This is a genomic window from Acetobacterium sp. (assembly GCF_030652775.1).
Classification (GTDB): Bacteria; Bacillota; Clostridia; order Eubacteriales; family Eubacteriaceae; genus Acetobacterium.
On record NZ_JAUSPS010000050.1, the window covers coordinates 1 to 21,637 of the forward strand.

Annotated in this window: 17 protein-coding genes; 2 read left to right on the top strand and 15 right to left on the bottom strand. The window is 46.3% G+C overall.

Annotated features, from left to right (window positions below):
* The 13 genes from Q7J41_RS08755 to dhaM form a co-directional block, all read right to left on the bottom strand.
* The coding region (locus Q7J41_RS08755; protein WP_304887208.1) for an elongation factor Tu at nucleotides 1-761 on the bottom strand (761 nt) is incomplete at its 3' end.
* 38 nt (nucleotides 762-799) lie between these two features.
* On the bottom strand, nucleotides 800-2,872 hold the full coding sequence (gene fusA / locus Q7J41_RS08760) for an elongation factor G (RefSeq protein WP_304887209.1): 2,073 nt from the start codon (nucleotides 2,870-2,872) through the stop codon (nucleotides 800-802).
* A 38-nt stretch (nucleotides 2,873-2,910) separates the two neighbouring features.
* A complete protein-coding gene (gene rpsG, locus Q7J41_RS08765) occupies nucleotides 2,911-3,381 on the bottom strand; it encodes a 30S ribosomal protein S7 (RefSeq protein ID WP_304887211.1) in 471 nt (156 codons plus the stop codon).
* Nucleotides 3,382-3,522: 141 nt separating this feature from the next.
* A complete protein-coding gene (gene rpsL / locus Q7J41_RS08770; protein WP_304887212.1) occupies nucleotides 3,523-3,897 on the bottom strand; it encodes a 30S ribosomal protein S12 in 375 nt (124 codons plus the stop codon).
* Between the two features lie 102 nt (nucleotides 3,898-3,999).
* Complete coding sequence (locus Q7J41_RS08775) at nucleotides 4,000-4,239, bottom strand: ribosomal L7Ae/L30e/S12e/Gadd45 family protein (RefSeq protein ID WP_304887214.1); 240 nt, start codon at nucleotides 4,237-4,239, stop codon at nucleotides 4,000-4,002.
* 80 nt (nucleotides 4,240-4,319) lie between these two features.
* Entirely contained in the window at nucleotides 4,320-7,994 is a 3,675-nt protein-coding gene (gene rpoC / locus Q7J41_RS08780; protein WP_304887216.1) for a DNA-directed RNA polymerase subunit beta', read from the bottom strand.
* A 33-nt stretch (nucleotides 7,995-8,027) separates the two neighbouring features.
* Nucleotides 8,028-11,687 carry a DNA-directed RNA polymerase subunit beta gene (locus Q7J41_RS08785; RefSeq protein ID WP_304887234.1) on the bottom strand — a complete coding sequence of 1,220 codons (3,660 nt, stop codon included), beginning with the start codon at nucleotides 11,685-11,687 and terminating at the stop codon, nucleotides 8,028-8,030.
* Between the two features lie 396 nt (nucleotides 11,688-12,083).
* Entirely contained in the window at nucleotides 12,084-12,887 is an 804-nt protein-coding gene (locus Q7J41_RS08790; protein WP_304887236.1) for an amino acid ABC transporter ATP-binding protein, read from the bottom strand.
* A gap of 9 nt (nucleotides 12,888-12,896) precedes the next feature.
* Nucleotides 12,897-13,559, bottom strand: coding sequence for an amino acid ABC transporter permease (locus Q7J41_RS08795; protein WP_304887219.1), 663 nt, complete (start codon nucleotides 13,557-13,559; stop codon nucleotides 12,897-12,899).
* Nucleotides 13,560-13,658: 99 nt separating this feature from the next.
* Nucleotides 13,659-14,462: an amino acid ABC transporter substrate-binding protein gene (locus Q7J41_RS08800; protein ID WP_304887220.1), complete on the bottom strand. Its 804-nt coding sequence runs from the start codon at nucleotides 14,460-14,462 to the stop codon at nucleotides 13,659-13,661.
* 231 nt (nucleotides 14,463-14,693) lie between these two features.
* The gene (dhaL, locus tag Q7J41_RS08805; protein WP_304887222.1) at nucleotides 14,694-15,335 is read right to left on the bottom strand and encodes a dihydroxyacetone kinase subunit DhaL; all 642 of its coding nucleotides are present in this window, start codon (nucleotides 15,333-15,335) and stop codon (nucleotides 14,694-14,696) included.
* A 241-nt stretch (nucleotides 15,336-15,576) separates the two neighbouring features.
* Nucleotides 15,577-16,584, bottom strand: coding sequence for a dihydroxyacetone kinase subunit DhaK (locus Q7J41_RS08810; RefSeq protein WP_304887223.1), 1,008 nt, complete (start codon nucleotides 16,582-16,584; stop codon nucleotides 15,577-15,579).
* Nucleotides 16,585-16,751: 167 nt separating this feature from the next.
* Nucleotides 16,752-17,150, bottom strand: coding sequence for a dihydroxyacetone kinase phosphoryl donor subunit DhaM (gene dhaM, locus Q7J41_RS08815; RefSeq protein ID WP_304887225.1), 399 nt, complete (start codon nucleotides 17,148-17,150; stop codon nucleotides 16,752-16,754).
* A 237-nt stretch (nucleotides 17,151-17,387) separates the two neighbouring features.
* On the opposite strand from dhaM, the gene Q7J41_RS08820 reads away from it, so the two are divergent.
* Both Q7J41_RS08820 and Q7J41_RS08825 read left to right on the top strand, forming a co-directional pair.
* Nucleotides 17,388-17,843 (top strand): RpiB/LacA/LacB family sugar-phosphate isomerase, encoded by a 456-nt coding sequence (locus Q7J41_RS08820; RefSeq protein ID WP_304887226.1) that lies wholly within the window; start codon nucleotides 17,388-17,390, stop codon nucleotides 17,841-17,843.
* A gap of 7 nt (nucleotides 17,844-17,850) precedes the next feature.
* Nucleotides 17,851-18,624, top strand: a complete 774-nt coding sequence (locus tag Q7J41_RS08825) for a triose-phosphate isomerase (RefSeq protein ID WP_304887228.1) — start codon at nucleotides 17,851-17,853, stop codon at nucleotides 18,622-18,624.
* A gap of 150 nt (nucleotides 18,625-18,774) precedes the next feature.
* Here Q7J41_RS08825 and Q7J41_RS08830 read toward each other — a convergent pair whose 3' ends face one another.
* Both Q7J41_RS08830 and Q7J41_RS08835 read right to left on the bottom strand, forming a co-directional pair.
* Nucleotides 18,775-20,253 (bottom strand): alpha-amylase, encoded by a 1,479-nt coding sequence (locus Q7J41_RS08830; protein WP_304887230.1) that lies wholly within the window; start codon nucleotides 20,251-20,253, stop codon nucleotides 18,775-18,777.
* 241 nt (nucleotides 20,254-20,494) lie between these two features.
* On the bottom strand, nucleotides 20,495-21,637 hold a 1,143-nt coding region (locus Q7J41_RS08835), incomplete at its 5' end, for an alkaline phosphatase (RefSeq protein ID WP_304887232.1).

The window sequence follows — 21,637 nt, forward strand, 5'->3', positions numbered from 1 at the left end:
CGAACATCATGAATCCCGACGATTTCAACTTCTTCGCCGACTTTAACAATCCCACGTTCGATACGTCCGGTTGCTACAGTACCACGGCCGGTGATTGAGAAGACATCTTCTACTGGCATCAGGAATGGTTTGTCTGTATCACGAACTGGATCTGGAACCCAGGTATCAACAGCGGTCATCAGTTCAACAATTTTGTCTCCCCATGGGCCGTCTGGATCTTCTAATGCACGTAAAGCGGAACCTGGGATGATTGGTGTATCATCGCCTGGGAAATCATATTCGTCAAGTAGTTCACGAACTTCCATTTCTACTAATTCCAGTAATTCTTCGTCGTCTACCATATCAACTTTGTTTAAGAAAACAACGATGTATGGTACGCCTACCTGACGGCTTAACAGGATATGTTCACGAGTCTGTGGCATTGGACCATCAGCCGCACTAACAACCAGGATGGCACCATCCATTTGGGCAGCACCGGTGATCATGTTCTTAACATAATCGGCATGGCCCGGGCAGTCAACGTGAGCATAGTGACGGGTTGCAGTTTCATATTCAACGTGAGCAGTTGAAATGGTGATCCCACGTTCTCTTTCTTCTGGGGCTTTATCGATATTTTCGAATGCTACGGCTTCCCCTGTTCCAAATCGCTTGTTTAATACAGATGTGATTGCCGCTGTTAATGTTGTTTTACCATGATCGACGTGACCAATTGTTCCAACATTTACATGGGGCTTATTTCTTTCAAATTTTGACTTTGCCATTTGTTCTTCTCCTTAAAAATTATTTTATAGCTATGCTATTATTTACGGCCTTCAATTATTTCTTCTGAAATAAATTTAGGTACAGCTTCATAGTGTGAGAACTGCATGGTGTAAACACCACGGCCCTGAGTTTTACTTCTTAGTGTTGTTGCGTATCCAAACATTTCTGACAGTGGCACCATCCCTTTAATGATCTGTGCACCACCACGCATTTCCATACCCTCGACACGGCCACGTCGTGAGCTGATATCGCCCATTACGTCCCCCATGTATTCTTCTGGAATGACGACTTCAAGTTTAAATACTGGTTCTAAGATAACAGGATCGGCTTTTCTCATACCGTTTTTAAACGCCATCGATCCGGCCACTTTAAAGGCCATTTCTGATGAATCCACGTCATGGTAAGAACCGTCATAAACGATAACCTTAAGATCCAATACTGGATATCCGGCTAATACACCATTACGCATTGCTTCTTCAATCCCCTGATTAATTGGGTTGATGAATTCTTTTGGAATCGATCCCCCAACGGTCTTGTTTTCGAAGATATATCCGGTCCCAGGTTCAACTGGCTCCATACGGATGAGACAATGACCATATTGACCACGACCACCCGATTGACGAGCAAATTTACCTTCAGCATCTACTGCTTTGGTAATGGATTCTTTATATGCTACCTGTGGTGCGCCGACATTAGCTTCAACTTTGAATTCTCGCAACATACGGTCAACGATAATGTCAAGGTGAAGTTCACCCATTCCTGAGATGATGGTTTGTCCGGTTTCTTCATCCGTACGGGTTCTGAAAGTAGGATCTTCTTCAGCAAGTTTTGCTAAAGCAGTACTCATTTTTTCCTGGCCAGCCTTTGTTTTTGGTTCAATGGCAACATGTATTACCGGTTCCGGGAATTCCATGGACTCAAGAATAATGGGTGCCTTGTCTGAACACAGAGTATCCCCTGTTGAGGTATCTTTTAAACCAACTGCGGCAGCGATATCCCCTGTATAAACAGTGGTAATCTCTTCACGATGGTTGGCATGCATTTGCAGGATACGACCCAGACGTTCTCTTTTTCCCTTAGATGAATTGAAAACATATGAACCTGATTCAATGCTTCCAGAGTATACCCGGAAGAATGCCAGCTTTCCAACAAATGGATCAGTCATGATCTTAAATGCCAGTGCTGAGAATGGTTCATCATCACTTGCTTTTCGGCTATCTTCTTCTTCAGTATCAGGATTGATCCCAGTGATCGCGGGAACATCCAGTGGGCAGGGCATATAGTCGACAATTGCGTCCAACACTAATTGAACACCCTTGTTTTTATAAGATGAACCACAAACAACTGGAATAATATCAACATTCAATGTTGCCAGTCGAATGGCTGCCTTCAGTTCGTCAAGACCAATTTCTTCGCCTTCAAGGAATTTTTCCATGATGGCTTCATCGTAATCAGAAATAGACTCAATTAGTTTTTCGCGGTACTCGTCAGCCAGCTCACGCATGTCTTCAGGAATATCGACGATTTCAATTTCTTCGCCTAAATCATCTTTATAGATCATGGCTTTCATGATCAGGAGATCTATGATCCCCACAAAGTCACTTTCTTTGCCAATAGGTAATTGAATTGGAACAGGATTCGTGCTTAAACGATCCTCCATCATCTTCAGTACATTATAAAAATCGGCTCCGGTAATGTCCATCTTGTTAATGTATGCCATTCTGGGAACATGATATTTATCAGCTTGACGCCATACTGTTTCTGATTGAGGTTCAACGCCACCTTTTGCACAAAAAACAGCTACCGCTCCATCAAGAACTCTCAACGATCGTTCTACTTCTACGGTAAAATCAACGTGGCCTGGTGTATCAATGATATTGATACGGTTGTTGTTCCAAAAACACGTGGTTGCTGCCGAGGTAATGGTAATACCTCTTTCTTGTTCTTGTTCCATCCAGTCCATTTGAGAAACCCCATCATGGGTTTCTCCAATTTTATGGATTTTTCCGGAATAGAACAGGATTCTTTCTGTGGTAGTGGTTTTTCCTGCATCAATATGTGCCATAATACCTATATTTCTTGTTTTATCTAAACTATACTCTCTTGACACAGATGCTTTCCTCTCTTATTTCTAAATCTAAATTAAGACTACCAACGATAATGTGCAAAAGCTTTATTGGCTTCAGCCATGGCGTGAGTATCATCTTTTTTCTTAACAGCTGCACCGCTATTATTGAGTGCATCCATAATTTCTCCAGCTAAACGATCCTTCATTGTTTTTTCAGATCTTTTTCTTGAGTAATTAACTAACCAACGTAACCCTAAAGCTTGTTTACGCTCAGTTCTGATTTCCATTGGCACCTGGTAGGTAGCACCACCAACTCGGCGAGCTTTAACTTCTAAAACAGGTGTGATATTAGCCAGAGCTTCCCGGAATGCTTCCAGGGCATCTTTGCCAGTTTTTTCAGTAACTTTTTCAAATGCATCGTAAACGATTTTTTGGGCAACACCTTTTTTTCCATCTAACATGATATTGTTAACTAACTTAGTTACAACAATATCTCCGTAAATAGGATCAGGTAAAACTTCTCTTTTTGGAACAGGTCCTTTTCTAGGCACTTTACTTCCCTCCTTAACATTTTTATGTTCATCGGTACTCGACATCCAACGTTTCGTTGTTGTGCGTATAGCGTCTCTAACATATATTTGGTCTCGATCAATTTAAATAACGAGCGCTTGAATATGCAGCACTATGCACTACTACTTTTTAGGCTTTTTAGCCCCGTATTTGGATCGAGCTTGTCTACGAGCGTCAACACCAGCGGTATCAAGCGCACCACGGATAATTTTATAACGAACCCCTGGTAAATCCTTGACACGTCCACCCTTAATAAGAACAATACTATGTTCTTGTAAATTGTGGCCAACACCTGGAATATAGGCTGTTACTTCCATTCCGTTAACGAGACGAACTCTGGCGATTTTTCGAAGCGCCGAGTTTGGTTTCTTTGGTGTGGATGTTCTAACTGCTGTACATACGCCTCTTTTTTGAGGGTTTGCTTTCAACGCTGGAGTTTTTGTTTTTTCTACCATGCGTTTTCTTCCTTTTTTTACAAGCTGATTAATTGTAGGCATTTAGTCCTGCACCTCCTTTTAATATTAATATATCAATAATCGAAACGATTATTAATGACTTGGTTGGAACCAGGATCACCTTATCGGCAACCCCGGTTCAGATTATTTAATAATGGCAATGACGGCTGCGGCCCGCTCAATCCCGCCGGCTTTTCCGAGTCCAACCTTGGTTTCAACCCGTTCTAGCGTGATCTGATGGCTATCACAGCATTCGACAATGCTTTTTTTGATACTTTCATCGGTATCTTCTGCCAAAATGACTTTAATTGCTTTGCCTTCTTTCACAGCCTTAAGAGTTTGTTTCATTCCAATCACTTTTGAAACATCAACAAATTGATTCATCGGTTCCTCCTTCTTGCTGTTCATGTATTTCTCTAAACACACCTAATAACTATACATGTTTGAGTCCTAAAAGTCAAGAATTATTCTTTTGTTAAGAAATCCAGGTCGAAGATGTCCAGATCGGTAATAATGGCATCATCGCTTTCTTCCTGCTCTTCTTCGACATAGGCATTTAAAATATCATCATCAAAAACAATATCCAGCGATTCAGTCAGGACATCATCTTCGATCATATCCTCATAAACATCTTCCTCTTCCCGTTCGTAGACCAGATCAATGTCACCATACATCTTGACGCCGGTACCGGCTGGTACCAATTGTCCGATAATAACATTTTCTTTAAGTCCGATCAGGGGGTCAACCTTGCCTTTAATGGCAGCGTCGGTAAGGACGCGGGTGGTTTCCTGGAAGGATGCGGCTGATAAGAATGAGTCAGTTGCCAGTGATGCTTTGGTGATACCCAGCAGTTCCCGGCTGGCTGTCGCTTCTTCGCCACCGTTTTCCAGGGCGGCGCGGTTTTCTTCTTCGAAATTGAAGATATCGACTAAGCTGCCGGCCAGTAAGGCGGTGTCGCCAGGGTTTTCAATTTTAACTTTTCTAAGCATTTGACGGATAATAACTTCCAGATGCTTGTCGCCAATGTGTACCCCTTGCATCCGGTAAACTTTTTGTACTTCCTGCAGCAAGTATTGCTGCACATGGTCAATCCCCTGAATGCGAAGAATATCACTGGGGTTAATGGAACCTTCGGTGATCTCATCTCCGGCAATGACCTGATCGCCGGTATGAACCCGCAATCGTGAGCCGTAAGGAATCAGGTAAACCTTCATATCGCCATCAGCACCGGTAACAACCGCTTCAGTTTTCTTCTGAGTATCCTGAATTTCCACGCGACCGTCAATTTCTGAAATAATCGCCTGGCCTTTCGGTTTTCGAGCTTCGAAAAGCTCTTCGATACGGGGAAGACCCTGGGTGATATCGTCAGCCGAAGCAACCCCACCAGTATGGAAGGTACGCATGGTCAGCTGGGTACCCGGCTCACCAATCGACTGAGCGGCAATGATACCAACTGCTTCGCCGATTTCAACGGGTCGCCAGGTGGTTAAATCAACCCCATAGCATTTTTTACAGACGCCATATTTGGACTGACAATTAAAGGCGGCGCGGATTAATACTTTTTCAATTCCCGCTTTATCAATACTGTCAGCCATTTCAGTAGAGATGATCTCGCCCGCCGGTGCCAGAACTTCGCCTGTTTCCGGGTGAACCACATCTTCAAAGGCATATCGGCCGACCAGTCGTTCATGCAGGGTTTCGATAATTTCGCCGTGATCGTTAATGGTGGAAACCTCATAGCCCCGGGTGGTGCCGCAATCATCCTCACGGACAATCACATCCTGGCTGACATCAACCAGACGTCGGGTCAGGTAACCGGAATCGGCGGTTCGCAGAGCGGTATCCGCCAGACCTTTTCGGGCCCCATGGGTGGAGGAGAAAAACTCCAATACATTTAACCCTTCACGGAAGTTTGAGCGGATTGGCAGTTCGATGATTCGACCACTTGGGTTGGCCATCAGACCACGCATCCCAGCTAACTGACGAATCTGGTTTTTACTACCTCGGGCCCCGGAATCCGCCATCATGTTGATCGGGTTCAGATCTTCAAGGTGATCCAACAGGGCATCGGTAACCTCGTCGGTGGCTTTGTTCCAGATTTCAACAACGTTGTTATAACGTTCTTCATCACTGATAAAACCTTGACGATAGAGGGTCATGTTTTCGGTGATCTTGTCATCGGCGCGAGAAAGGATTTCCTCTTTATTTTTCGGAACTTCCATATCGCTGACCCCAACGGTAATGGCGCCGCGGGTTGAGAATTTAAAACCTAAGCGTTTTATTTCATCCAGTACTTCAGATGTTTTGGTGGGTCCATATGTTTTATAGCATCGTTCAACAATTTCTGACAATACTTTTTTATTAACTTGACGGTCAACTTCTAAGGCGAATTTTTCTTCGATGGTATCCCGTTTAACAAAACCCAGTTCCTGGGGAATAATGGTATTAAAAATGAATCGGCCCACAGTTCCATCAACTAAACGGGTCATCATTTCGCCATCAATTTCTTTGGTAATTCGCACCTTAACCTGAGAATGGAGCTCGACATCTTTATTGAAGTAAGCCATTTCCATTTCATCCAGATCGCGGAAGACACTATTGGTACCTTTACCATCTTTCTTATAGATAGTCATGTAATAGGTACCTAAGATCATATCCTGGGTTGGGGCTACAACTGGCGTACCATCCTGTGGTTTAAGAATATTATTGGATGCCAGCATCAGGAAGCGGGCTTCCGCTTGAGCTTCGACTGATAAGGGCACATGGACAGCCATCTGATCGCCATCAAAGTCGGCATTGTAGGCCGTACATACCAGCGGATGAAGTTTGATTGCTTTACCTTCAACCAGAACTGGTTCAAAGGCTTGAATCCCCAGGCGATGGAGGGTTGGGGCCCGGTTTAACAGGACCGGATGTTCCTGAATAACATCTTCCAACACATCCCAGACCATCGGATCCAGTTTTTCGACCATTTTTTTGGCACTTTTAATGTTTTGTGACAGGTTACGGCCAACCAGTTCCCGCATTACAAATGGTTTGAATAATTCAATCGCCATTTCTTTAGGGAGTCCGCATTGGAACATTTTCAGATCCGGTCCGACGACGATAACCGAACGGCCAGAGTAGTCAACTCGTTTCCCCAAAAGGTTCTGACGGAAACGCCCCTGTTTCCCTTTAAGCATGTCACTGAGGGATTTAAAAGGACGGTTACCCGGTCCGGTGACAGCTCGGCCACGACGACCATTGTCAATCAGGGCATCGACAGCTTCCTGAAGCATCCGTTTTTCATTTTGCACAATGATATCCGGCGCATCCAGTTCCAGCAGTTTTAACAACCGGTTGTTTCGGTTAATGACCCGGCGGTACAGGTCATTCAGATCCGAGGTGGCAAAACGACCCCCGTCCAACTGGACCATTGGCCGCAATTCTGGTGGAATAACCGGGATGGTTTCGAGAATCATCCATTCTGGGCGGTTATTGGAATTTCTAAACGCTTCAACCGCTTCCAGACGTCGGGCGACCCGGATCTTTTTCTGACCGGAACTGCCTTTGAGTTCTTCCTTCAGCACGGCTGATTCCTGATCCAGGTCAACTAGTTTCAGTAATTCCTGAATCGCTTCAGCACCAATGCTGGCGGTAAACTTATTGCCAAACTGACTCTTAGCTTCTTTATACTCTGCTTCGGTGAGGATCTGTTTGAAATCAAAATTGCTTTCGCCCGGATCGGTGACCACATAGGCGGCAAAATAAATAATTTTTTCCAGATTTCTGGGCGACATTTCCAGAATCAGACCCATTCGACTGGGGATTCCTTTAAAATACCAGATATGTGAAACCGGAGAGGCTAATTCAATATGCCCCATCCGCTCACGTCTAACCTTAGCCTTAGTTACTTCAACCCCACAGTTTTCACAGACAATGCCCTTATGGCGAATACGCTTGTACTTACCACAGTTACATTCCCAGTCTTTCTGCGGTCCAAAAATTTTCTCGCAAAACAACCCCTCTTTTTCTGGTTTCAGGGTTCTATAATTAATGGTTTCCGGTTTTTTTACTTCTCCACGTGACCACTCTCTGATTTTCTCAGGTGAGGCCAATCCGATCTGTAAGGATTTGAAGGTGAATTCCTCGTTTAACAAATGGCTTCGCTCCCTTCTTTAATAAATTTATTCTTATAATAATATGTCGTCATCGTCATCATCAATGCTCTTAATCTGGAAGCTGTCTTCCAATTTCACGTCGTCTCCGGCTTCGGAAATTTCGGTGCTGCCAATTTCAATGGCCAGTTCTTCCAAAGGATCCCGTTCATCCATCTCATCATCAAGCATTTTAATCATTTCCTGATCATTGAGGATGTTGACATCCAGAGCTAAACTCTGGAATTCTTTCATCAGTACCTTGAATGACTCTGGTATCCCTGGTTTTGGAATATTTTCGCCTTTGACAATGGCTTCGTAGGCTTTAACCCGGCCAACCACGTCATCTGACTTGATTGTTAAAATTTCCTGCAGGGTATGCGCAGCGCCATAGGCTTCCAGCGCCCAAACTTCCATTTCTCCAAAACGCTGTCCCCCAAATTGAGCTTTACCGCCCAAAGGTTGCTGGGTCACTAAGGAGTATGGTCCGGTCGAACGGGCATGCATTTTATCATCAACCAAATGGTGAAGTTTAAGAATATACATGTAACCGACGGTTACCTTATTATCAAAGGGCTCGCCGCTGCGGCCATCATAAAGTTGGATCTTACCATCTTCAGGCAGATCGGCCTGCTTTAACAGATCCATGATGTCCTGTTCATCAGCCGGGTCAAAAACTGGCGTGGCAATGTGCCAGCCGATCGATCGCATGGCCAGTCCCAGATGGACTTCCAATACCTGTCCAATGTTCATTCGCGAAGGAACCCCCAGCGGATTAAGCACAATCTCCAGAGCGGTTCCGTCTGGCATAAACGGCATATCTTCTTCCGGCAAAATTCGGGAAATTACCCCTTTATTACCATGACGACCCGCCATTTTATCTCCAACGGAAATTTTACGTTTAACCGCGATCAGGACGCGTACCAGGGTATTAACCCCCGGTTTTAAATCTTCATCTTTATTTTCACGGGAGAAGACTTTAACATCCAGAACAATCCCGGATTCGCCATGCGGAACCTTCAATGAGGTATCCCGGATTTCCCGGGCTTTTTCGCCAAAGATGGCGCGGAGCAGTTTTTCTTCAGCAGACAGGTCGGTTTCACCCTTTGGTGTAACTTTCCCAACCAGAATGTCGTCTGATTTAACCTCGGCACCGACAAAGATAATCCCGCGCTCATCCAAATTCTTCAGCGCATCTTCGCTGACATTGGGGATGTCCCGGGTGATTTCTTCCGGTCCCAGCTTGGTTTCTCTTGCTTCGGCTTCAAATTCTTCAATATGAATCGAGGTAAAGACATCTTCTTTTAACAGTTTTTCATTGATCAGGATCGCATCCTCGTAGTTGTAACCTTCCCAGGTCATAAAGCCCATGAGAATGTTACGACCCAGAGCCAGTTCGCCCATTTCGGTGGACGGACCATCGGCAATGATTTCGCCGGCCTGAACATATTGTCCTTTGTTGACCAACGGTTTATGGTTCATACAGGTACCCTGATTGGAGCGTTTAAATTTAAGTAAGGTATATTTATCCAGCTCGCCGTTGTCGGTGCGGATATGAATAGCTGACGCTTCCACCCGTTCGATGGTGCCGGCATTTTTGGCAATCACACAGACGCCGGAATCCTTGGCAGCCTTGTGTTCCATTCCCGTCCCGATAACCGGTGCTTTTGGAATCAGCAGTGGCACGGCCTGACGTTGCATGTTGGCGCCCATCAGGGCCCGGTTGGCATCATCATTTTCAAGGAAGGGAATCAGCGATGTCGCAACTGAAACGATCTGTTTTGGCGAAATATCCATGTAATCGACCCGATCCGGGGGAATCAGCACGAAATCTCGTTTGCTGCCGGCACGACCGGTTACCTGTTTACGGACAAAGCGGTTGGTATCATCCAATGGTTCATTGGCCTGGGCAATGGTGTAGCGGCCTTCTTCATCCGCGGCCAGATAATGAATTTCATCGGTGACGACGCCATCATAAACCTTACGGTAGGGGGCTTCAATAAAGCCATATTCATTAACCCGGGCGTAGGTACTGAGGGAACCGATCAAACCGATGTTAGGACCTTCAGGGGTTTCAATTGGACACATCCGGCCATAATGGCTATGGTGCACATCTCGAACCTCAAACCCGGCTCGTTCACGGCTTAACCCGCCTGGTCCCAATGCTGATAAACGTCGCTTATGGGTCAGTTCCGCCAAGGGGTTGGTCTGATCCATAAACTGGGACAGCTGGGAACTACCAAAGAATTCTTTTAAGGCGGCGTTGACCGGACGGGTATTGATTAAGCCCTGAGGCGTTAAAATTTCATCGTCCTGGACTGACATTCGTTCGCGGACTACCCGTTCCATTCGGGATAACCCGATCCGGAACTGATTTTGTAACAACTCGCCCACTGAACGCAGACGACGATTACCCAAATGGTCAATATCATCGATGGCGCCGATGTCATAGTCAAGACCGATAATATAAGAGATGGAGGCGTGCAGATCGGAAATCAGCACATGCTTGGGTACCAGCTCATCCATTCGTTTTTTAATCGATTTTTTCTTTTCTTCATCCGTCATGTCTGATTCTAAAATCTCTTTTAGCACTTCATAACAGACAAATTCTTTGATGTCCAGATCACTGATGTCAAAAGGCAGATCCTGGGCATTGATGTCGACAAAACCGTTTCCTATGACGCGGACGGTTTTATCATCAACCTTGACATCTACGACATTGATCCCGGTATTCTGAATATCGGTGGCTATCTCGATGGAGATGATTTCGTTCTCTTCAACGTAGACTTCACCAGTTTCCGGATTGACCACGGTATTGGCCGCCCGTTGGCCGGCAATTCGGGTGGCCAGCGATAATTTCTTGTTGTATTTATGACGGCCGACCTTGGCCAGGTCATAGCGACGATCGTCGAAGAACATCGAATTAAGCAGGGATTGCGCGCTTTCCACCGTTGGTGGCTCGCCGGGTCTTAATCGCTTATAAATCTCGATCAAACCATCCCGGGTTGATTTCATATTGTTGTTTTCATCTTTTTTGATCGTTTCGATGAGTCGGTAGTCGTCACCGTAAAAATCAAGAATTTCCTGATTGGTTCCCATCCCCAGCGCACGAATCAGCGCGGTGATCGGTAATTTACGGGTCCGGTCAATTTTAACGTACATGATGTCATTGGAATCTGTTTCATATTCCAACCAGGCACCACGGTTAGGAATAACCTGGGCTGAGAACAATTTCTTACCCAGTTTATCACGGCTCAAGGAAAAATATGCCCCTGGTGATCGCACCAGCTGGCTGACAATAACCCGTTCCGCTCCATTAACAATGAAGGTTCCGGTTTCTGTCATTTTATGCAAATCAGCCATATAGACCTTTTGCTCTTTAACTTCGTTCTTTTCCTTATTTATTAAACGAACTGTTACTTTTAATGGTATAAAGTAGGTTTGATCCCTCTCTTTACACTCCTCCACTGAATACTTCGGTTTTCCCTCTATGGAATAATCCACAAATTCTAAAACCAGATTTCCAGTGTAGTCTTCGATTTTATCAATATCGTCGAAAACCTCTTGGAGTCCTTTTTCAATAAACCAGTTGTATGAATCTTTCTGAACCTCAATCAGGTTCGGCATTTCAATAACTTCTTTGATTTTAGAAAAGCTTTGGCGTGTTCTTAAACCATCTTTTTCAGGATGCAACATTACCATCCAATATCACCCCTCGCAAAAATACTCAGCAACGGACTACCCCTCACCGACTCGTGTTCGGCCTGTGGGTATCCCAAATTTGCCTGTTGTGTTTCGTCTCGCCTTGTGTTATTATTAGACCGTAATCAATTTCATATTCACTGGCTCCGACATGTTTCCCCTTTGATCAGTTATTCATGACCGAGTCGCAAATGATTCGTTGATCGCCTAAAAATTGACGACAAGGATGCATTCTAACCTTATTTTAAAAGATACCAATGCAATTTTATATGCTATCACAAAATTATCTGGTTGTCAATCCTATTTTGTATTTTAAAAGCCTTCCCGCACGATGCGGGAAGGCTTTCTTTGTTTTTTCATTAAATTACTATTTTGACTCCGCGTTTTTTGTCAGCAATATTTTTTCAGGCGGTAGTGCTTTTTCGTTTTGGCGGCTTTATTGCTCTGTTCTCGCAAAATACTGCTTAAAAACGCCTGGGTTCTTTTTTCTTTCGGATGGATAAAAATATCTTCCGGAGATCCTTCTTCGAGAATCGTGCCCGAATCCATAAAGACCACCTTGTTGGCGACTTCCCGGGCAAAACTCATTTCGTGGGTCACCACCACCATGGTCATGTGCTCGTTAGCCAGGCTTTGCATGACGCTTAAGACCTCGCCGGTCAGTTCCGGATCCAGGGCCGAGGTGGGCTCATCGAAAAGCAGAATATCAGGATTCATCATCAGTGCCCGGGCGATGGCCACCCGTTGTTTTTCGCCGCCCGACAGGGTCGAGGGCATGGCATCAATCCGTTCCAGCAGACCCACCTTGTTCAGATAGGCTTCGCAGCGCTGGTTCATCGCGCCCGTTTCTTCTTTTTTGACGACCTTGGGGGCCAATTCGAGATTCTGACGGACCGTCAGATGAGGGAACAGGTTGAAGTGCTGAAACACCATCCCCATCTTCATGATAATCGTGCGGATCTCCGGGGCACTGGGGTAGACGCCGTCTTTTAGCAGCGGTTTGCCTTCCATGATGATATCGCCGCTGTCGGCCTTTTCCAGATCGATCAGGCAGCGCAGGAGCGTCGATTTACCCGATCCGGATGACCCGATGATCGCCATTACATCGCCCTTATTGACGGTAAATGAGATATCCTTTAAGACATGATTATCTCCAAAACTTTTATTAAGTTGATTGACTTTTATAATTTCCATCATTTTCCCCTAGAACTCGTATTTGGTTTCAAGCTTTTTGAATACCATCGTGATCACAAAGTTGATCAGTAGGTACAAGGCCGCCGCCACCAGAAACGCAAAGTTATCGCTGTCGCGATTCACGGCCGTTTTGGCATAATGGAGAATCTCGGCCACGCCGATTACCGTGACCAGCGCGGTGTCTTTGACCAGGGTGATGGTTTCATTGCTGATCGCCGGCAAACAGACCCGAATCATCTGGGGAATTACCACCCGGATCATCGTTTCCAATTTTGTCAGGCCCAGAACTTTAGCCGCTTCATACTGTCCTTTGTCAATGGCCAGCAAACCGCCCCGGAAGATTTCGGCAAAATAAGCCGCGTAGTTCATGCAAAAGGCCAGACAGGCAGCCGTAAAACGGCCCAAAATAAGATAGTGTCCGACCACCGGCAATAGCGGTAGGCCAAAATAGACAAACATAATCTGGAGCAGCAAGGGGGTGCCCCGGACCACATAGATATAGCCCTTGGCCAGTGATTTAACCGGCTTTAGGCGACTGCGGGCCATTAAGGTAAACATGAAACCCAAGGGTATGGAACAGACAATCGTGACGGCAAAAACACTGAGGGTGATCACCATCCCCTGCAGCATTGGTAGGGTGATATTTGATAAATAGATATAAAAATCTGACATTTTATTCTCCTGAGGAATGAATTAAAGTAAGGTATTGCAAGTCATAAAAAAATCGGATAGAAACTATCCGATTTCTAAATAATGATTGTTTTCTTTTAGTTATTTTTTGTAGATGATGTCTTCGCCAAACCACTTGGTTGAAATGGTCGCGGCTGTTCCATCGGCAACCATGGCATCCATGGCATCCTGGATCTGAGTCAGTAACTCGGTATTGCCTTTTTTGATCCCGACGCCATATAATTCTGGCGATAAGCTTTCGCTCAAGATGACAAATTCAGCTGTTTCCGAGGTGATGTAGTAGCGAGCGACGATGGAGTCGACGATAACGGCATCGATTCGGCCAATACCCAGATCGTTAAGAGCTGAGACATTTTCGGGATACTCATTTAAGGCTGCTGCCTGTTGACTGATCGGGTCAGCGGTGAAAGCATCGAAGGCTGAAGAACCTTTTTGAACGCCAACATTTTTGCCAGCTAAATCAGCTTTGGTTTTGATCGGGGAATCTTTTTTGACCACGATCACCTGATCATTTTCCAGGTAAGGGGTGGTGAAATCCATCGCTTGTTTACGTTCATCGGTGATGGTTAAGCCATTCCAGATGACGTCAATGCTGCCGGAATCCAGTTCCAGTTCTTTGGTGTCCCAGTTGATTGGCTGCAGGACCACTTCCATGCCCATTCGTTTACCAACTTCTTTGGCCAGATCCACATCGAAACCAACGATTTCATTTTTTTCATCTCTGAAACCCATTGGTGGGAAGGAGTCATCCAAACCGACCACAAAGGTCTTATCGTCATTATTGGCATTATCGTCAGTTTTTGTGGTATTGCTGCTGCAACCTGCAAATAAACCAGCGACCAGAACGACAATCAGCATCAAGCCAAGTATACTTCTTTTTTTCATTCCTTTTTGTCCTCTTTTCCTAATATAATCTGAGGCTATTATACACTTTATCACTGTGCATTGCTAGTCCTTTACAGCAAAAATTTATTACAAATGCGATCCGTTTCGCTGTTTTGCGGCCGGACAATCTAAAAAAAGTCCCATGATCCAGAGGCGACGCCGGTAAACCGGTGTGACCTGCGCTCTGTCTCAGAGGGACTGCTCTTTATTAGCCTTCTTTTTTTTAAATTTTTACGGCATGCGGTTATATAAAATTGCCAGAATGGCGGCACTGGAGGCCGAGCCCGGATCGCGATGGCCGATGGCCCGTTCGCCCAGCCGCATCGCCCGGCCTTTTTTGGCGATGATCGGGATGGTTGAGTCGGAACCGGTTTCACCCACCTCAAGCGCTTTTTTCATCGCTTCTTTGGGTGCCAGCCCGTCTTGATGATAAGCGGTGTTTAAGGCGTCAACGGCGGGTCGGAGGGTATCGACCATGGTTTTATCGCCAACCACTGCCTTGCCCCGTTTTTCGATGATCGCCACGCCGGCTTCCATCATTTCAATAAATTCGTCAAAGTTCACGGCCTCTTTGCCTTTGGCAGGCACTCCAAATTTGCTGAAGAAGCCGCCATAAAGCGGGCCGGAAGCGCCGCCGACCTTATCAAGCAGGGCGGTGCCGACATTTTTGAACAGCGTATTGATATCTTCATCTTTCCAGCCATCCAGGTTTTTGCTGACTTCGCGAAAACCAATACTCATATTCATGCCATGGTCACCGTCGCCAATGGCTGAATCCAGTTCCGAAAAATAATCCTTTTTCTCTTCGGCCAATACAATGAGGTCATCAATCACCCCAAGAAAGTAGTCTTTATTTAAAATATAATCGCTCATAATTCTTCTCCTGACAATGATTTCGGGTTGATGGTTTCCCACCAACCCAAAGTTTGTTAAATAAGATAACCTAGTACCGACAATTGTTACATCATGTTGTACGCATCGGAGCGGACACGGCAGAGCCTGTCCGATTCCGCGGCGAACAACAGATTAACAATTGGTCGGTACGGTAGTTTATCGACAACCTCAAGGATGATGGTTTCCCATCAACCCGTTTTGTTATTATTCTCGTTGCTGTTTAGAATTGTTTAAAATAGGGGGTGTCGCAGGGATAATCCAATAATTCTTTCATTTCGGCGTCCAGTTTTACCAGGGTGACGGACATTCCGGCCATATCCATGGAGGAAGCGAAGGAACCAATCAGGGATTTGTAAATGGTAATGCCTTTGTCGGCCAGGATTTCAGCAACGCGACGGAAGCAGATGTGCAGATCCATCAGTGGGGTGGCGCCCAGGCTGTTGACCAGGACATAAACCTCGTCGCCGCTTTGATAAGGCAGATCAGCCAGAATCGGTTCCATAATCTGGTCGATGACCTTGTCAGCTGCTTCGATTTTGCCGCGACGGACCCCGGGTTCGCCATGGATACCCATGCCAATTTCCATATCGCCGTCTTCCATTTCAAAAATCGGACCGCCTTTTGACGGCAAGGTGGCCGAGGACATGGCCACGCCCATGGTCCGGGTGACGTCGTTGCATTTTTTCGCTGCTGCCACCACGGCATCAAGATCGCCGCCCATTTCCGCTTTGGCTCCGGCGGCTTTAAAGACAAAGAAGTCTCCGGCAATCCCACGACGGTCTTCAATATTTTCAGAAGAAATGACATCATCGGTAACCAGTACCGTTTCAACCCGGATGCCGTCTTCTTCATCGGCTTTTTCAGCGCCCATGTCAAAGTTCATCACATCGCCGGCATAGTTGCCATAAAGGTAGATGCAACCTTTACCGGTATCGATGGCTTTGACCGAGGCATAACAGGGATCAGGCGATGGTGAGGTATTGATGTTACCAATAACCGCAGCATCAGCAAAGCCTTTGCCGACATAGCCCAGGAATAAGGGTTCATGTCCGGAGCCACCGCCGATGATCACGCCGACCTTGTCTTTTTGCTTGGCGGTTTTACTGACAACCACCCGGCCCTGAGCTTCAGATGTCTGATCTAAGACCACATGGTCTTTGTGGGCGGTTACATAACCGGCCAGCATTTCTTCTACTACATCATAGGGATCATTGATTAATCGTTTCATTTCTTCCTCCTAAAATTATTTGTTTGAACAAGTCTTTGTATACGTTTTCTTAGCGCAAGAACCATGCCAGAGTGAAACCCACTCATAAAGCCAATGACTTGCTTGCGCTTTCTATGTTATGGGCGTTATTTCCCCAAATGGGGAAATTTTCCCAATCGATAGACCATTTAGTGAACCTTTCTCAGGGTCGCCCCTTCTTTGGCGGTGGCAATAATTTTTTTCAGTTCATTGCAGATGGTGGCCTGGATCACCCCGCCAATCACCCCTTCAACCAGCGGTGCGTCGACGATGTGGACCTTGGCCTGGAGCGCTTCATCCTCCAGCATTTCGATGGCGGTCTCACTGCAGATCACCGCCGAGCCCAGATCGACAAAGATCAGAATATGCTCCCGTTCGGCCAGGCTCTCGATGGCGTTTTTGATCTTGGTGGTATTGGTACCAATCCGACCATCGGCGGCCCCGCCGGCAGCAATCACGGCGACGCTGCCATCATTCATTTCCATGACAATGTCGCGCAGCCCTTCGGCCAACTTTTCACTATGCGATACGATAATTACACCTGTCATACTCTTCCTCCAACTTTTTGGGCCCTATTAAGGTTATTACCCACTTTTTAACAATTTTTTCTTAAAACCAGAATTTTCTTTTTATGACTTAATTTCATGTTTGCTCAAATGACCAGATTCTTTACAAATCCCTGTATCTATGCCATAATGATAGCGTATACACGAGTTAAATACCTTAAGGAATGGGTTATTTTTACACCCTGTAAAATGTTCTGTTCAAATTTAGATACCAGGAGGATGATGATGAAAATTGCTGTTGACTGTGACGATGCTGCCATTGATTTTAAAGACGAAATTTATAATTATTTGAAGAACGCCGGTTACGATATCACCGATTTAAATTATTCGGCAACTCACGATTGCGACTATCCTGAAATTGCCTTTAACCTGGCTGAAACGATTAAGAATAAAGAATATGACCGCGGTTTTATCTTTTGCGGTACCGGGCTGGGCGTGGCAATGATGGCCAACAAGGTACCCGGCGTTTTTGCCGGCACCTGCCACGATGTCTATTCGGCCGAACGGCTGGCCAAAAGCAATGACGCCAATGTCCTGACCATGGGGGCCCGGGTAATTGGCACCGAACTGGCCAAAATGATTGCCGAGGCATGGCTAAAAAGTGATTTTCAGGGCGGCGGCTCAACCAGAAAAGTTGAAGCGATGCACCGGCTTGAAAAAACCTACCTGAAATAGGCCAACGATGAAAAAGTTTTTACTGGGAACCAACTGGAAGATGAACAAAACCCTGGCCCAGGGTCTGGCCTACAGCGAGGCCCTGATGGCGATCATTGGGAAGTATGCCCAATTCGAGTTTTTCATCATCCCCCCCTATACCCACCTGTGGAAAATGAAAGAAGCGCTTGCTGCTCAAAAAAGCCCCCTCAAGCTGGGCGCCCAGAATATGCACGAGCAGGACTTTGGCCAGTTTACCGGCGAAATTTCGCCGCTGATGCTGGCCGAAATCGGGGTCGATATCATTGAGCTGGGCCATAGCGAACGGCGCCAGTATTTTAATGAAACGGATGAAGCGGTCAATAAAAAAGCCCTGGCCGCCCTGAAACACGGTTTTACCCCGCTGATTTGCATCGGTGAGCAGCAGGCCGATAAAGACTATGGCGTTTCCCCAGAAATGCTGGCCAAACAGTTAAAGATCGCCTTAACCGATGTTCCGGCGACGGCCATCGGCCAATTCTGGATCGCCTATGAACCGGTCTGGGCCATTGGCGTTGGTGGTACCCCGGCCGCAACCCCCTATGTCGAGGAAATCCACAACTTCCTGCGTCAGGTCCTGATTGACCGTTACGGCCCCAGCGGCCAGGCGGTACCGCTGCTGTTTGGCGGCAGCGTCAATATCAATAACGCCAGTGATTATGCCCGGCTGGATAACGTCGACGGCTTATTTATCGGCCGCAGCGCCTGGGAGCCGGATCTGTTTGAAGCAATTATGGCGGCGGTTGGGGCTGTGGTAAAGTAGCTTTTAATCTGTTCCTTTAAACAACATCATTTAATCAGCAAGCCCCGGGGACGTTCGGCGTCCGGTCAGGGATCAGAGCCGGGGTAGCCCGGCTCTTTTTATTTTGGGGATCTTTTGAGAGCGAAGCCAGTCTATTTATGCAGCTTACGGTCATTGCTCGGTTTCCGGTTCGGCCACCGCTTCGGTCCAGACCGAAATCGAACCGGGCGCACAAAAGAAGGTGCCGATCCCCGCTTCATTGATCGTCACGGTTTCGTCCCGATGACCCAGATAGTCCCGATAATCTTTACCCGCGTGTTGGGTGCCTATATACATATCTTTATAGCCGTCATCACTATTGGTTAATAAAACGGCCAGGCCGCCGGGATGGGCTTCGTCACCTTCGCGGGTCCAGCCGATACAGTTGGGATGATCAAGATAATCGTTTTGCTGGCCATGGGCAGCGCGCATCCGTAACGCTAACAATTGATCGATTAACTCCTGTTTGCCGGGGAGCGGATTCTCGCCGCCAATGCCGTAGTAGTCGCCATAAAAAACGCAGGGCAAGCCGCCTTCGCGCAATAAGATCATGCCATAAGCCAGCGGCTTGAACCAGTCATCGACCCATGATTCCAGAGCCTGGGATGGTTGCGAATCATGATTATCGACAAAGGTTACGGCATTGGTGGGATTTTTCTCCATCAAGGTATTTTGAAATATTTTACTCATATCAAAACTGTTTCCGGCATGGCTGGCCTGTGAGAATTTCATATGCAACGGCACATCGCACAAATCGACATTGCAGGCGGTCTCGTCAATATAATCATCCAGGGTGGCGTATTTCTGCTTCCAATATTCGCCCACCGCATAAAAATCATCACCCATTTTTTCGCGGATGTTCTTGATAAACTCATCAATAAATTGGCCTTCAATATGTTTAACCGCATCCAGGCGAAAACCATCGACGCCGGTTTCATTGACATACCATTCACTCCAACGTTTTACCTCATCGCGCACATCCGGATGATCATAATCCACGTCGGCATACATCAGGTAATCATAATTGCCATATTCCGAGTCAACTTCGGCATTTTCGGCCCAGCCTTTAGCGGTGCCTTTAATCATATAAATCGCTTTTTTATCATTTTCTTTGTTAAAATCGGTGCCGGAAAAATGGGTCCAATTCCATTGAAATTCGGAGTATTGACCCTGTCGCCCCGGAAAGACAAATTTGGTCCAGCCTTCAATCTCATAGTCATCCGACACTTTTTTCTGATGATTATTGGGATCGACTTCGTAGGCCGGAAAGCGTTCGGTGGCATCGGCGCCGGCTTTATGGTTTAAGACAACATCGGCAATGGCCAGGATGCCCTGATCATGCAAGGCCTTGATTGCGGCCAGATAGTCGGCTTTGGTTCCGTATTTGGTTCGAACCGCGCCCTTTTGATCAAATTCGCCCAGATCGTAGAGGTCGTAGACCCCATAACCCACGTCATTGGTGCCGGTTGCCTTGGTTGCCGGGGGCATCCACACTAAACTGATGCCGATTTCTTTTAAGTGCCCGGCATCCTCTTTCAGTCTTTGCCAATGGTTCCCATCATCTGCTAAATACCATTCAAAATACTGCATCATTACGCCATTTTCACTCATTTAGTCACCCTCTCATTGTTATTCATTGATTCTTTAAAATTACAACCGCCATCATGTTCTGCCTTTCCGGCGCCATATTTTGTCTACGGTTGTTTACTACCCAAAACAACCCCGAATACTATCATCCTAAAATATTCATATCAAAAAGCCACCGATTTATGCAAACCGATGGCTTTTTATGCAAATTTTATTTACTACTATGATTTAATCGACCCGATCTGGCCGTCCTTCTGATTCCGTTCTAATTAATTAAATTTCGGATCGCCAGCGCTATTTCGGAGTTATCCAGATAAGCACCTTTGATTGGATCAGAACCGTCAGCATAGCTATTTAATAACGCTGCGCCCACGCCTTTGGCAAAGAAAGGAACCAGTTGATTGGTATGATCTTTGCTGTTCCAGGCCATCGTCGGCATCACGCCTTTACCATTATTGACAACCTCGTCATAAACACCAGCGGTACCGGTAAGATATCCGGTTTCATGATCGCCGGTGACAATCACCAGTGTTTCTGACCAGTTGCTGTTGGTTTCAACCCAGTCACAGACGGCTTCCACCGAGTTGTTAAAATCAATTTCTTCCTCAATTACGCGGCCGCTGGAATTACCATGGCCGGCCCAGTCAATGGCGCCGCCTTCAACCATCAGGAAAAAACCATCCTCGTCGTTGTCCAGAACATTAAGCGCGCCTTTTGTCATCACGTCCAGCGTTGGCACGTTATCATTAACGGCGACGGCAAATGGTGCTGCGGCCAAATCGCCAGAGCGGTTGTACTGAAGGGTTTCATACACTTCCGGAACCCCAACAACTCGTTCCGGGGTATTCCCGGTCTGGAGGTTTTCAAAGGCTTCTTTTGTCTGAATCAGGTTCCAGTTTTCAATCGTGCCATCCCCGTCAGCATCATTTCCCAGATTTCCAGCAACCAGGTTATCCCAGGTATCTTTTCCGCCGACATATTTATAATTTTTGTCCTCAACCGTTGTTTGCAGTTCGCCATTGTTGTCATACAGCGGATGGCCGGCCCCCATAATGACATCGGTTTTGCTGTCATTAATCATTTCGTTCGCAATTTCGCTGTAATTTTGTCTGCTGGCGTTATGAGCGACAAAGCCCGCCGGCGTGGCATGACTGAATTCAACCGAACTGATGACCCCGGTAGCCTTATTCAGCGCTTCAAAATCTTCGCTGATATTAACCAGATTCTGTTCATTTTCGTCAACCCCAATGGCAGCATTAAAGGTTTTCGTTCCCGATGCCATCGCCGTTGCGGCGGCTGCTGAATCGGTGGGGTATTGTTTCATCAGGTCAAAGCTGCCCCAGATTGTTTGGGGATTATAGACAATGGCAAGGTCGTCTCCAGCACCTAATTCATTGTGTGAATAAGT